Annotated in this window: 9 protein-coding genes; 4 read left to right on the top strand and 5 right to left on the bottom strand. The window is 57.5% G+C overall.

Going from position 1 to position 13,704, the window contains the following annotated elements; all coding sequences use genetic code 11:
• Positions 1–12 precede the first annotated feature (12 nt).
• The 3 genes from J3D46_RS10795 to J3D46_RS10785 are packed head-to-tail and all read left to right on the top strand — an operon-like array spanning position 13 to position 6,230.
• Positions 13–1,221: a DUF6361 family protein gene (locus J3D46_RS10795; protein WP_253467027.1), complete on the top strand. Its 1,209-nt coding sequence runs from the start codon at positions 13–15 to the stop codon at positions 1,219–1,221.
• On the top strand, positions 1,214–3,091 hold the full coding sequence (locus J3D46_RS10790; protein ID WP_253467024.1) for a phospholipase D family protein: 1,878 nt from the start codon (positions 1,214–1,216) through the stop codon (positions 3,089–3,091). Before J3D46_RS10795 ends, J3D46_RS10790 begins: the two co-directional genes overlap by 8 nt.
• On the top strand, positions 3,081–6,230 hold the full coding sequence (locus tag J3D46_RS10785) for a DEAD/DEAH box helicase (protein ID WP_253467021.1): 3,150 nt from the start codon (positions 3,081–3,083) through the stop codon (positions 6,228–6,230). Before J3D46_RS10790 ends, J3D46_RS10785 begins: the two co-directional genes overlap by 11 nt.
• A 533-nt stretch (positions 6,231–6,763) precedes the next feature.
• Here J3D46_RS10785 and J3D46_RS10780 read toward each other — a convergent pair.
• The 3 genes from J3D46_RS10780 to J3D46_RS10770 form a co-directional block, all read right to left on the bottom strand.
• The gene (locus J3D46_RS10780) at positions 6,764–9,883 is read right to left on the bottom strand and encodes a DUF3427 domain-containing protein (protein WP_305884646.1); all 3,120 of its coding nucleotides are present in this window, start codon (positions 9,881–9,883) and stop codon (positions 6,764–6,766) included.
• Positions 9,884–10,010: 127 nt separating this feature from the next.
• Complete coding sequence (locus J3D46_RS10775; RefSeq protein ID WP_253467015.1) at positions 10,011–10,658, bottom strand: hypothetical protein; 648 nt, start codon at positions 10,656–10,658, stop codon at positions 10,011–10,013.
• A 242-nt stretch (positions 10,659–10,900) separates the two neighbouring features.
• The gene (locus J3D46_RS10770; RefSeq protein ID WP_253467013.1) at positions 10,901–11,863 is read right to left on the bottom strand and encodes an EamA family transporter; all 963 of its coding nucleotides are present in this window, start codon (positions 11,861–11,863) and stop codon (positions 10,901–10,903) included.
• Positions 11,864–11,950: 87 nt separating this feature from the next.
• Between J3D46_RS10770 and J3D46_RS10765 the strand changes: the two genes are divergently transcribed.
• Positions 11,951–12,454, top strand: a complete 504-nt coding sequence (locus J3D46_RS10765; RefSeq protein WP_253467009.1) for a MarR family winged helix-turn-helix transcriptional regulator — start codon at positions 11,951–11,953, stop codon at positions 12,452–12,454.
• Between the two features lie 184 nt (positions 12,455–12,638).
• On the opposite strand, the gene J3D46_RS10760 is transcribed toward J3D46_RS10765, so the two are convergent.
• Together J3D46_RS10760 and J3D46_RS10755 are read right to left on the bottom strand one after the other, a co-directional pair.
• Positions 12,639–12,986 (bottom strand): hypothetical protein, encoded by a 348-nt coding sequence (locus J3D46_RS10760; RefSeq protein ID WP_253467006.1) that lies wholly within the window; start codon positions 12,984–12,986, stop codon positions 12,639–12,641.
• Positions 12,987–13,154: 168 nt separating this feature from the next.
• Positions 13,155–13,676 carry a hypothetical protein gene (locus J3D46_RS10755; RefSeq protein ID WP_253467003.1) on the bottom strand — a complete coding sequence of 174 codons (522 nt, stop codon included), beginning with the start codon at positions 13,674–13,676 and terminating at the stop codon, positions 13,155–13,157.
• Between the last annotated feature and the right edge of the window lie 28 nt (positions 13,677–13,704).

The following is a 13,704-nucleotide window of genomic DNA, read 5'->3' as shown; positions in this document are numbered from 1 at the left end:
GGGCCTATAGCAATGCCGTCCCTCATCTCCTGGCTTGACGCCTCCACCGAGGAAAACGCAAAGATGCGCGAGCTCGTCAAACTGTTTGGCAGCCCGGAAACCACCGACGACCTCGGGCTCGGTCAGTTGCGCGATGTCATCAGCAACAGCCTGTTTCCGGGAACGTCGGTTCTGCACGCCGGAGCTCGCTACATGCTGCTGGTGCCATGGTCATACTTGACCGAACATCGCGGGACCAAGAATGCAGAAGATCTCCGCAAACGATCTGAGGAGTCCGAGCGCCGTTTGATCGGCAGGCTCAAGGAATTGGGCGTCGAGAGCTATATTGGGAGCGATGCCGGCCGGAACGTGAAACAACTCCCTTCAGCCGCTTACTGGTCCGCCCTGCGCCGATTCGGGATTGTGAGCCCCGAGGCTGAACGAAACTCGGTCGCACAATTGATGTGCATGAAAGCGCCGACCTCCGAGGACGAGGACGATGCGCCGTACGTATGGAACCCCAGCATTCCCGCACCGTCAGCAGGCTTTCCCCAGTCCGACGAACGAGGTTTGACGCTATCTCACGAAGAGGCCAGCTGGCTTCGAGAGCGAATTATGATCGCCTGCCCAAGAAGCATGCTGGCTCATCTCGTGGGCTCCGACGCCAGCCCGGATCCGCGGCATTGGGCACCGTGGCTGGATCCCGTTTGCCAAACGGTCGGAGGCGAACCCGGCCAGTGGCTAAGGGATGCGGAAGTTTTCTCACTAATCCACAATGGTGCGACCATCCTCTACCAGCGGCTAATTAGCGGACACTCACGTGCAGCATTCGCGCCCGAAGAGGACATAGTCGGACAAACGCAACGCCTACTCGACTCTTGGGAAGATGAGCGCGAAGCCAAGCGCGGGCTCCTTGATGGCTGGGACGTAGACGACTATTTGACTCGTGCGACATCGTTGAACCGAGGCATCAACTCGAGTACAGCCGCCTTCGCGCGATCAGCGATTGAGGCTGCTAGGAGCCATGCCAAGATGATCGACAATGAGGAATTCTGCGATCGGGTCATGACGCGCGAGAGGTTGATGAAGAAGTCGAACTCCCGTTTCCATAATGAGCGCCGTCTCCGTGCTTGGCAGCCGCCGACTTCAGTGACGGCACTTAGCTTCCGTTGGTTTCAGGTGCGACGGACCGTTTTGGATATCCATGCGGGCTTGGCAACGGAGGCTTCCTCGGATGCTTGACGCCACGAATCGGCAGGCTCTCACTCAACAGCTCCGTCCACCATCTGGCTTCCGGCTGCTACACGCCGTAGGCACGACATTCACGTTGGACATGACGAGTGCCCTTTCTGTTCCGTTAAGCTTTGTCGCGGGCAATGGCGAGGACTACACGAATTCGGTCGCCGTTCTCAGCGTCTTGCGCAAAGTCTCTGATCGCGTGGACATATTCTGCCAAGCAGGGCACATTCAAGCTCCCAAGGACGCATCAGATCTACTGGCAATGCTTGAGCCCATGGTCCACCAGGTCAGCGTCAAACGGGGTCTGTTTCACCCAAAGGTTTGGGTACTTGAATTCGAGAGAGGCACGGAACGGCGCTACCGCTTCCTATGTTCCAGCCGCAACCTGACCCCCGACGCCAGCTGGGATCTCCTAGTGCGGCTCGACGGAGAACTCGAGGCCGAGTCCGAAAACGCCAGCCCTGACAGCGGACCTCTGGCTCGATTCATCGAAAAACTGCCCGAGCTATGTACCGTAAAGCTCGACGTCGACCGGCTGGCTCGCGTACGTGGACTGGCCTCTCGAGTGTCGAAGGTGAGATGGGAGCTGCCGGAAGGTATCCAAAAACTCGCGTTTAGACCCATGGGTTTGGGTGAGGAATTCGAACAGGGTTCAATCGCAGGCCATTTGCGGGAGCCAAGTAAGTTCCGAGCCCTCAATGGAAAGACCGGCGACGCCGCCTTTCTGGGCTTCGAGAAATTAGTCATCTCTCCATTCCTGGATGACGCTCTCCTGGCCCGGTTAAGAGACCCGTGGATGCGGAATCTCCATGTGTACTCGCGCGGTGACCAGCTCGACTTACTTCAAGAAAAGACTGTGTCCGAACGTCGCAGCTCCTTCAAGTCCTTCGATGAACGCGGAATCGTTGAGTCAACAAGTACGGGCCAAGCTTCATCCGATCCGGAAGGTTTTGGAAATCTCGCCGAGGACCTATCGGGGTTGCACGCCAAGGCCTACTTCTGCGACTACGACCATTCCACCTACGCTCTGTTGGGATCGGCCAATGCCACCGCTGCGGCCTTCGGCACCAATGTCGAGTTCCTCGTAGAGTTACGGGGTGCCAAGAAACAGATGGGCGTCCAGCGCGTCATAGACAGCCTCAAGGAAGTCCCCTTCGAGGAGTACGGCGGTAAAGGCGGCCAAGAACCTTCTGACGAAGACCAAGCGGCTCTCAGCCTTGAGAAGGAGCTTCGGGCCGCAGCAGCTCATCAGTTCCTAGTCGAGGCCCAGCCGGACAGCCTAGGGACATTCGCTATCGAAATCAGCCACAGCTGGAGATCTAAACCCCAGTTCACCGCAACCCTCCGACTTCTGTCGCTCCCCCAGGTGACGGCCGCCGTCGTTCCCTCCGGCGGTGCACCAATCCAACGGTTCCGTGCAGTTCCGCTCGCTGACGTCACGCCGTACTTGTTGCTGACCTTAAAGGACCCAGAGGCACAGCTGTCCAAGAGCACAGTCATCCAAGGAATCCTGCTAGCGGACCTTCCGGGAAGGCTTGACGAAATCGTTGCGCGGCAGTTGAACGATCCTCAAAAGCTCTGCCAATTTCTGCTCCTTTTCCTAACTCCCGAAGACGTCAGGATAGGAGGGGCCGCAGGCGCAAACTGGCAATCCGCGGCGTCTGCATCTAGTTATGTTTCGGCCTCCGGTTTGTTTGAAGCCATGGTGGGAGCCCTGGCCAGCCCAGACTCCGGGCCGGTTTTCGCTGACCTCAAGGTTGTCATGGACCGCTTGCTGGCACTTAGGAGCGATGACAGGGAAATACTCGAGCTGCATTCCCTTTGGACGGCGGCGGTAGAGGCGTTGAAGATGGAGACCCCTTATGACGTTTGACTCAGAAGCCGCTCTGAGGGGACTACGTCACTTCCAGCGCCGGACAGTGGACCATGTGGTCCGCCGGTTTTACCTCGATGATGATCCGGCTGATCGGTTTCTGGTGGCGGACGAAACCGGGCTGGGGAAAAGCATGGTTGCTCGCGGAATTATCGCGAAGGCCATAGAACGCTTGGACCGGCCTGATTCGGACGTCGATCGGATTGACATCGTCTATGTGTGCTCAAACTCTGATTTGGCAAAGCAGAATCTGGCACGCCTGAATGTAACGGGCCAAAAGGACATCATTGAGTCGGGACGGCTGACCCTTCTTCCGACGGAACTCGGAAAGCTAAATGCGGCGCCCCACCCCGGAACTCGGAAGAGAGTGAACTTCATTTCGCTAACTCCAGGCACCTCATTCAACGTGAGCAATGCGCCGGGTCAAGCACGCGAGCGAGCCGTGCTCTTCCTTATCCTCCGGCAGCTTGGAGCTTTCGGCAGTGACCGGCACGACGTTGCAATCGAACTCCTGCGGTCACAGTCCAAGGCCAAGAACTTCAGTTGGGAGGTCAGAAGGCTGGACGGTCTCCACCCCGAAGGCATAGTGAAGTCGGTCGTTGGCAGGTTTCATGCTTTGGCCACGCGCTCTGGCAACCTATCTGCGTTCGATCGACTGATGGAGGAGGCGTTGGTTGCTGGAGCTGCCGCAGTCCGGCCTAAGACGCGTGCGGTTGTCGGTGCCCTTCGCGGAGACCTGGCAAAGGCTGCGCTGGAATGTTTGGAACCAGATCTGATCGTCTTAGACGAGTTCCAAAGGTTCCGCGATCTCCTCTATGAACCCAAAGCAGCCTACAACGACGAAGATGCTGCAGCCGAGCTTGCAAGACAATTCTTGAAGTATGAGGGAGCCAAGCTCGTATTACTCTCAGCCACGCCTTACAAAGCCCATACAGGTGCCGCTGAATCCGACGGCGATGATCATGCGGCCGACTTCCGCCAACTCCTGCGTTTTCTGAGCAACGGGCGGACGGAATACATCGAAACGCTCGATGCCGAGCTGGACTCACGCCGTTCGAATCTTATTCGGCACGTGAACGACGAAGGGCTCACCCAGAGAATTGAACATCGTCTTAAACTCTTCATGAGCCGGACCGAAAGGCCGCAGCTGGGTGACGATGACATGCTCGCCTGCATCGATATGTCACCCACAGATGTCCGCGCTGCCGATCTCGTCAGCTACCGGTCGTTGGCCAAATTATTCCAAGCGGCCGGGTCGGGTAGCCCTATGGAATTTTGGAAATCCGTGCCGATGTTCGCGCATTTCCTCACCGACTACAAGGTTGGCCGGATGCTGGATGACAAAATCCATTGCGATCACGCTGCCGTCGACCCGACACTGCCAGGCCTGATGACCGTCAACCCCGAGGTTCACCGGCAATACGGCCATATTGAAACGGACAACGCCAAGTTCAGAGCCGTGCGTGAACATACCGTTGGACAGGACTGGTGGAAATTGTTATGGATGCCCCCATCACTCCCCTATGTGAAGCCCTCTGGTCCATTCGCCCAGGTGGAAGGAACCGTCACTAAGCAGGTCATCTTTTCAGCTTGGAATGCTGCCCCAACAGCCATCACTACGCTGCTCTCCTACGAGGCTGAGCGAAATATCATGTGGGGCTCCAATCTCCATGGCGAGAACACGGCCGAAGCCCGCAAGCGCTTCCGCGGCCGTCTCCGCTACAACGTCCGCAACGGTGAGCCGCTTGCCATGTCCACACTCGCCTTGTTTGTTCCGCATGCTGCCCTGGCTCGTGCCAGCGATCCCCTGATCAGTGCCGCCCACGAAGGCTCAGCCGCCGATAAGGCCAAGATCAAGGCACGAGCGGCAGTATGCGGCAAGAAATTGATCAGCGGCACAGTTGCCGAGCCCGCAGTCCGACTCGGCACGTGGGCTTCATACTTCTCGATCCCAGGAGCACTCCCAACAGCTTGGCGTGACAGCCCAAAGTTGGCACGACAAGAGTTGCGAAGGATCGACGAGGATATCCGGAAAGCCGGAAGAGCGTCTGATGAGGACAGCGACGAAGAGGGAAGCTCCGACTCCGTACTTTACCTGGCCCACGCTGACCGAATGGTGGCAGTGGCCAACCAACCGTCCATAGGTTGGGAAGAAGGCATAGAAGATTTGGCAGTGAACTCACCTGCAAACTGTCTTTACCGTGCGATAGCTCGCATCGTTCCCGTCAGTTTTGATGAAAGTGAGCTCTGGAAAGCAGCATTGAGCGCTGCTTCAGGCCTGAGGACATTATTCAACCGGCTCGATGTCACCGAACTGTTGGACACCCTTTACCCCGAAGGTGACTACTGGCAGAAAGTCCTTCGCTACTGCGAGAGCGGAAATCTCCAAGCCGTATTGGATGAGTACGTGTTCCAGCTGCGTAGCCAGCAGGCGCCGGGCTCAGTCTCCGTCGATAATCTCTGGGCAATCGCCGAAGACATCCGCTTATCCCTGTCCATCAAGCCTGCGCAGTTGCTCGCCAAGTATCCAGACAAGTCTCATGACGACCTCCGCATGGGCGTCCGCTTTGCAGTCCGTTACAGCAACGCCCGCACCGACGACGGCGATAGCACACGTATGCCTGATGTTCGCCGCGCCTTCAATAGTCCATTTTGGCCCTTCGTCTTGGCCTCGACGTCTGTTGGCCAAGAAGGAATCGACTTCCACTGGTGGGCGCACTCCGTCATCCACTGGAATGTGCCAAGCAACCCCGTGGACTTCGAGCAGCGGGAGGGTCGTGTGCATCGCTATATGGGACACGCCGTCCGAAAAAACGTTGCCCATGCGTACGGAGAATCGGCGCTGAAGACCGGTGTTACGGACCCGTGGCAAACGTTGTTCAACGTTGCAAGTTCCGAGATCTCCGCCGGACCTGTGGAACCGCGTACAGAGTTTGCGCCCCATTGGATTCATCCCGGTCCCCACAAGATCGAGCGGCGACTCCTCGACCATCCCCTAAGCCGAGACGTCACGAGGACGCAGCACATGCTCGATGGACTCGCGAAGTACAGACTGACCCTAGGCCAAGCTCGCCAGGACGACTTGCTGGGACTGATCAAGAATGGAACAGGTATCAGACCTTTAGACCTGCGACCATAGTGTCAGCGGCGGAATCAGCGTCGTTTGCCCGTCCCCTGTGAGGTTCCCAACCTGACTCGGTGCCATCCAGCATCCATCTCGATATCCTGCCTTGGATTTTCGCTGAGTAGGGCCAATCGTCCCTCTCCATTGCCGCGACGAGTCGGAACTGGGAGAACACCGGTGGGCTTCTTCGCAGGCAGCACGTCCGGACGCTCGCGCGGTTCCTTCACCGGCTGCTTGGTTGGTTACCCCAGGGAAGTCTTCGGTTGTTTGACCGGCGACGCCGCCCTCCCTACTGCTGCCCGTCGCCGCTTCGACTTCTGTGGCGACGCAAGGTTGACCGCGGGCATCCCGGACCCGGCGCACAAGCGGCCGTCACGATCCTTGTGACTAACGACTTTTCCTCCCAAGGGCTTTGCCGTAATCATTTTGCGACAAATTCTGCAACGCCATCCGAGTTCCTTCGAGCCGCCTGATCCCACAGTTCTCCTCCAAGAATTCACAGAGCACATTTTTGCATGACGCCTATTCGGAACCTCGCCGAGCAGTCGTTACTGCGCCACGGCCGCAGCAGTCGCGAACACGTCGGCCGGCATCGGCCGGTGCAGCTTCCATGTAATTGCAATCGGCTTCTCACCGGAATGCTGGACATAGTCCACCTGACCCAAGCACGTGTACGGGACCGTCAAACCAGTCTCGTCCTCTGCAACGTCTCGGGTGAACAACAGAATTTGCGAGCCTTTCGCTTTTCTGTCCAAATAACGCTGTCCAACAGGGCTGGCGGGCGATGTGCTGTTCTGCGATTCCCAGTGGAACAATTCAGGACTGATGGCGTAGTCCTTGTACATGGTGGTCGCAGAGTGCTTCTCGTCGTCCTTGTTCAGGGTGACAAAGAAGGCGTCGGTGGCCGTAGCGGGACACCACGCGACACCCTCGCGGTGCTTCACATTCCTGCCGCGGTCGAGCGAACCATATTCAAGCGCGGCGAGAATCTCCTCTCGCCTGTATGTCGCATGCGAGAGCAGTGGAATGTGTTGGAGCCCAACGCCGAGCCCTTTCGCGGCGTGCTTTGATGCCGCAACGCCCAGACTGACAATCTGTCGGATTTCGCGGCACACAAACGGATAGCCTCGCAGGTGGTCGAGGCCGCCGTCGTATGTCTTGAAACCGCCTCCGTCGTCCCAAAGTGTGTAGAACAGCATCCGGGCGAACGTCTGTTCCCGTGGGCCCAGGTCCGCGTAGCGGGGCGCATCCGCGCCCACAAGCATCGTGTACGCCTCCGCTCGCTCCGGATCGTCGACGTGGATGAGAGCCGCCATGCGTCCCAGAAGTTTCTTCTCCTCCGTATCGGAACGATCGTGATGTGCTCCCTTAAGCGCGGATTCAAGACCTGAGAAGCCCTCAATCAATTGCGCTTGCCGGAGGTAGCTCGTCCACGAATCGCGGGTTGACCGGTAGATGGATTTCAGGTCGCTGCCCGATTCTAGGAGGTACGCGGCCAACTCGATTTCCCCATAGGAAGCAACGTCGCGAACCAACTGCGCACGGTTGAAACGAAGTTGCGTCTTTATGTTGTCCAGCACCACCTTCTGCGCTACCCGATCGAGCACGATCTGTGAGCCCGACGGGAGGAAAGGAAACTCGTCCTCTACTGCCTTCTTCAATTCCGTCCTCCCGTACCCCGTCAGAGCCCGGTAACGAAGATCGAACCGGAATTCACGGCGTTGTTGGCCAATGAAATCCAGGACAGTGAGTACAGCTTTGTCGTCCGCTCGGCGTAGGCCGCGTCCGAGTTGCTGTAAGAAAATCGTGGCACTCTGGGTGGGCCGCAGCATCAGGACCGTGTCCACCTGCGGGATATCCAAGCCTTCGTTGAACAGATCCACGGCGAAAACGCAGTTGATCTCCCGGTTTCTAAGCTGGTCAAGGGCACGTGCTCTTTCGGCCTCGTCAGTGCCACCGTCCACGGCAACTGATGCAATGCCGGCCGCATTAAACACCTTTGCCATGTAGTGGGCGTGCTGGACCGAAACGCAGAAGCCCAGGGCGCGCATGTGTTCGGTCCCAGTGACTTTGTCTCGGAGCTCGCGGATGACCTTTGCAGCCCGGGCATCATTGCCCGTGTACAAGCGGTCCAATTGGGCGGTGTCGTAGTTGCCGCGTTTCCATTCCAGTTGGCTTAGATCTACGTCGTCAGAGACGCCGAAGTAGTGGAATGGTACAAGCAGGTCAGCGTCCAAGGCATCCCAAAGACGAAGCTCGCTGGCAGTGCGACCACCGAAATACTCATTGGCGACGTTGCCGCCGTCGCCGCGTTCTGGAGTAGCAGTCAGCCCGACGAACTGCTGAGGTTTCAAATGATCCAGGAGTTGGCGATAGGTGGGCGCCATGGCGTGGTGGAACTCGTCAATGACTACTATGTCGAATTGATCGGGCTCAAGCGTCTGCACGCCAAGCGATGCAAGTGACTGCACTGAGGCGAAGACATGGTTCCAGTACTTTGGCTTGTGGTCACCGACGAAGAGTTCTCCGAACGCGCCATTCTGCAGAACACTCCTGTACGCACGGAGCGACTGTTTCAGAATCTCCTGCCGATGTGCCACGAAAAGCAGCGTAAGAGGCCTACCTGCCGCTTCACAGAGCCGTTTGTAGTCGAGGGCTGCAATGACCGTCTTTCCGGTGCCGGTGGCGGCGACAAGGAGATTCCTGTTGAATCCTTTGGATCGCTCCGCTTCGAGGCCCTCAAGCATTTCTTCTTGATGAAGGAAAGGCACAATTTCAAGACCCGTGACAGCATCCGGCGCAGAGGTTCGCTTGCCGCCGTTGCGTTCGAGGGCGGCGTCCAGCTTGTCGCCGTCACGATCGGGATCGTAACTCTGAAATGCCTGTTGTTCCCAGTAACTATCGAAAGTAACCTCGAACTTCTTGAGCAGGTCCGGCGTCGCCACAGAACTAAGTCGCACATTCCATTCAAGGCCATCCAGAAGCGCTGCCTGGCTGAGATTGGAGCTGCCCACGTACGCAGTGTCAAAGCCGGTGTTCCGCCGGAACAGCCACGCTTTTGCGTGGAGCCGGGTGGCTTGGGTTTCGTAGCTGATTTTTACTTCGGCGTCATAGCGGCGTACTAGTTCATCAATGGCCCGACGTTCAGTGGCGCCCATATACGTCGTGGTGATGACTCTGAACTTCACACCCCGCTCACGAAGTTGTTCCAGCGCTGGTTCAAGAAGCCGCAGACCGGTCCATCGCACGAACGCGCAGAGGAGATCGACGGTGTCGGCTGATTCAATTTCCGTTCGGAGTTCAGCCGCGAGGTTCGGCTCGTCCCTATTGTTTGTCAGAAGTGCCGAATCGCTGAGCTTGGTGCTGGGGCGCCGGAGCTGTCGCCTTTTCAGGGCATCCGGGCGATGCAGCGAGAGCAGTTGCTGGGGGCCTGGTGTGATCCTAATGACCGTTTGGATCTCGGCGAGCAGCCGATTGGCCAGGGCGACTCGTTCTTCGGGCCTCGCGTTCGCGAGCGCGTTTCGAACCGCATCGGCGACGTACCGGGAGAGTATGTCCGGTGTGTCGTTCTCGTCGACCTTGGTCACCGACGCTTGAAGCTCCGGCACCTGTTCGAGGTTGGCTGCGACTTCGGTTGTGTGAAGAAGTTCGTACAACCCTTCCGGCAGGCTAGCTCCTGCGGTTCCCCCATTAAACGTGTCCACCGCGCCAGCGTATTGCGTGGGAGTGACAAAGCACAAAGGCGACAACGCGACAGAGGATTGCGGGCACCACCTCATTGGAGAGTGTTGTCATCTAACCGCGCATTTTTTGGATGTAATCGGGCGCTAGACGTCGATCCCCACATGCCTCGCCATGGAGTGAAACAGTTTTGCAAAATTCAATTCTCATGTCATCGACATAATTTTCAAAGCTTGTTTCATCCACACCATCCCCATCCGCATCTACAACTCTTCCCGACATGGAAGCGATTCGCTGATGAATCTTCCAAGCCTCATCCGAGCCGTAAACAGCAAGACCATCAACAGCCGTCTCATACGTCGAGGCGGCGCTATTCTTCAGATTAAGCAATTCCCTCGCCGTCGGATCGGCAAGTGCGGTGGCCAAGTTGAGATTATCATCTCCATTTCGAAGCCCATTTTGACCTGTGTAGGCCACCAAATTCACTTGAGCGGTCCTATAACGCGACGCCGCATCGAGGTAGGCGGTGTAGATCGCAGGCGTTTTCTCCCTGTGCTCCTTCTCCCGTTCGGCCTGAAGCTGCTGCTGGACGGTCTGGACGGTTACACCTGCGTCTATGGCCGCAACAAGAAGTGCACTGCCCGCCCCTACGACGGCACTTAGTATTACGGTGGCTATGGGATGTGCCATTTTCTCCTGCCAGTTCCCTGATGGCGTTCTTGACTGCGCTACTCTTGGGGTCATCTCTTTCGCTACTACCATGACGTAATCTTCTAATGGCCGTTGAGTTATGCGAAATCGCGATACGACGTTGAAATACGCGCCGGCTGCTACGAGGGGTTTGAAGGGGACTCTGCAATGGCTTCCCATGCCCCGCTGCGGTTCGACGAGCTCGACGAACACCAACTCTCAAAGCGGAAATTTTCCAACTAGTTTTCTCAGCAGGCACGCGGCTTAGGGACTGCGCACAACAGCTTAACTGTTGAAAGGAATCTGCGGGTTTTCTATGGCTTGATGTTTCGGGTCGAGTTCGTTCGCGCGAGGTGTCGGGATGCAGCACGCTGAGAAGACCGAACCGGCCGCTGCACCAAAAACACCGACCCCAGCACCAGCACCGCACCCACCAGCTGCCACCCCGACAACGACTCCTCCAGGAACACGAACCCCAGCACCGTCGCTACAAGCGGGCTCAGGAATCCCAAGAACGACACCACCATCGTGGGCAGCCGCTGGATCCCCCGGAACCACACGGCGTAAGCCACCAACGCACCAATGACACTGAGGTACGCAAAACCCGCCAGGTTAGGCACCGAAACCGACCCCGGCAGCCCTTCAACAACCAAGGTCACGGGCAGCAGCATCACGCCACCCATCGCTAACTGCAGGCCAGTAAACCCAAGCAGCCCCACGCCGTCGGGCCTTCCCCAACGTTTGGTGAGGACTATGCCGGCCGCCATGCTCAGCGCCGCCGCCATCCCGGCGAGCACACCCACAAAAGTCAGCGTCGCGTCGGATCGCAGGACGAGCAAGCCGACACCCGCGGCTCCAACCGCGCAGGCAATGATGTGCGCCATGCGGATCCTCTCCCCCAGCAACAGCACGCCGAGGAACAGCACAAACAAGGGCTGGATGGACATGACCAGGGCTGCGAGCCCACCCGGCAGTTGGTAGGCGGTGAAAAACAGCAGGAAGAAGAACAGCCCAATGTTGAGCGCGCCCAGCGCTGCGGCTTTGAACCACCAACTCCCCCGCGGCCACGTTCGAGTGACGAGCATCAGCACAATGCCCGCCGGCAGGGCCCGCACGGTTGCGGCCAGCAGCGGCCGATCGGCGGGGAGGAACTCCGTGGTCACCAGGTAGGTGGAGCCCCAGACCATCGGCGCGAGTACGGTGATGAAGAGGTCGCGAGGGGATGCCTTGGGCGCCCCAACTCCCGCCCTGCTGGCAACCGCTGTAGATGCACTCATCTTTCACTTCCATACATTTTGATGTCGAACTATTTGATGTAAGACAATGTAGGTGCTGTAATGTTTGAGGTCAAGCATTGGAGGACGATGGACCGCGACGCAGTGGACATGATTCTTGAGCAGTGGAACAAAGAGCGACCCGACGTGGACGTCAGCTCCATGGGCGTTCTGGGCCGGCTCAACAGGGCGAGTCGCCTCGCCTCACTGGACGTGCAGAAATTCATGAACCAGTTCGGACTGGAGCCGTGGGAGTTCGACGTCCTGGCAACACTGCGCCGGTCGGCTGCCGAGGCGCCGTTGACGCCCGGGCGACTCGCCAGCCTCACCATGATCGGTTCAGCGGCCATGACCAACCGGGTGGACCGGCTCGTAAACCGCGGCCTGGTTCATCGCGAGACCAACCCCGAGAACCGCCGGCAACTACTGATCAGCCTCACGCCAGAGGGACTCGCCTTGGTGGATGACGTGGTGGAGCACCACGTAGAGAACCAGCAGAAGATGCTCGACGGCCTGTCCAAGACGGAGCGGACACAGCTGGCGAACCTGCTGCGCAAGTTCCTGCTAACAAACGACGACGGCGAACCCTCCTAAGCGGAGCAGCTGGCGATCGCAATCGGAAAAGCGGAAGCGCGAAAACCCTATTCACACCCACGTCGGCACTAAAACTGGAGCGCGAGGCCAGGCCGGACAACGGAATGTATGACTTCGGGCTCGTCGCCGCTAAAACGGGGCACGCCTTAGCATGCCCCGTCCACGCGTTTGTATAGATTCGTTGCTACTGGCAGTTGATCGTCGCAGATTGTATATCGGAAGAACTGTTACTTGAAGTGGAAACCCAGCCATACACGGCCTCTTTCCTAGGCCAATGGTGAGTATCAATGGCCATATAGGAAGCCGATGTGCCGGCGCTCATCGTCATACTGCCATGGAAGGCACTATGCGTGAAGTGATGAACCGCACCACGCGCTACTGATTCCACATGAACTTCGTGCGGCTGCCATTGTGAGCACTCAACAGCTCCTAAGCCGACACTATACGCAGCATTCGCCGGCAGGGCGGTCATTGCTATAAACCCAGCAGCAATGACGGAAGTGCCGACCAACAGAAATGATTTCTTAGCCATTCTTTATCCCCAATCAATAATACGGCCCTAATGCCGTAACTAGATGGTACTAATTTTAAAGAGCTCTTCAAGTCACCAAAATAAGTAATGTCAGAAAGTTATAATTGAGAGCCTTGATGGCTCGCCATAACGAGACACGTTCGGAATATATAAATACAAAGCAATATATTAGTAAATCGGCGGTGGCATTGGGCACTCTTTCATAGCCAGATCACGATCAAGAGCTGGAACTTCTGTCCAGGGAATCCACGGATCGGTCAAATAGGTCTCCTGAAACACCTGCCTGGAAGGTGGGGAAGAGATGAAGTGCTTTGCTTCTTCGAGACATCTCTTGCCTTCCACGTACTGGCTGTAAAGTACGTCGTATTCGGCCGTCGTCGGTTCGCGATTGGGATCCACGCCTAGTTCCGCGAAGCAAGCAGCATCATCTTCTTCAAACTTCCGTTGCTGCACCTCAGTTACCGTGGTCGCGATGGTTGCATCCTCCTCAAGGACCTTGGAGTCCCATCCTTTTCCCTGCAGGCAGCTTGCTCGTGCGGTGGCTAAATCCAGAGGCGTGGGAAATCGTTCCATAGCCGGTTTCAGCTCGTTGGCCTGAGTCGACGAATCGCATCCAGCAACGCCGCCGGACAGGAGAACGAGAACGCCAACCATGAATATTGGCATCCGACTGAAACTATGTGCTGTCATGTCAGCCATCTTTCGTGATCGTTGACTC

The organism is Paenarthrobacter sp. A20 (assembly GCF_024168825.1).
Taxonomy (GTDB): domain Bacteria; phylum Actinomycetota; class Actinomycetes; order Actinomycetales; family Micrococcaceae; genus Arthrobacter.
This window is presented reverse-complemented; position numbering and strand designations above follow the sequence as displayed.

What these genes read in the sequence shown, in the direction of transcription:
- J3D46_RS10795 (WP_253467027.1), top strand. Translation starts at nt 13, where the DNA reads ATGCCGTCCCTCATCTCCTGGCTTGACGCCTCCACCGAGGAAAACGCA.
- J3D46_RS10790 (WP_253467024.1), top strand. Translation starts at nt 1,214, where the DNA reads ATGCTTGACGCCACGAATCGGCAGGCTCTCACTCAACAGCTCCGTCCA.
- J3D46_RS10785 (WP_253467021.1), top strand. Translation starts at nt 3,081, where the DNA reads ATGACGTTTGACTCAGAAGCCGCTCTGAGGGGACTACGTCACTTCCAG.
- J3D46_RS10775 (WP_253467015.1), bottom strand. Translation starts at nt 10,658, where the DNA reads ATGGTAGTAGCGAAAGAGATGACCCCAAGAGTAGCGCAGTCAAGAACG.
- J3D46_RS10770 (WP_253467013.1), bottom strand. Translation starts at nt 11,863, where the DNA reads ATGAGTGCATCTACAGCGGTTGCCAGCAGGGCGGGAGTTGGGGCGCCC.
- J3D46_RS10765 (WP_253467009.1), top strand. Translation starts at nt 11,951, where the DNA reads ATGGACCGCGACGCAGTGGACATGATTCTTGAGCAGTGGAACAAAGAG.
- J3D46_RS10760 (WP_253467006.1), bottom strand. Translation starts at nt 12,986, where the DNA reads ATGGCTAAGAAATCATTTCTGTTGGTCGGCACTTCCGTCATTGCTGCT.
- J3D46_RS10755 (WP_253467003.1), bottom strand. Translation starts at nt 13,676, where the DNA reads ATGACAGCACATAGTTTCAGTCGGATGCCAATATTCATGGTTGGCGTT.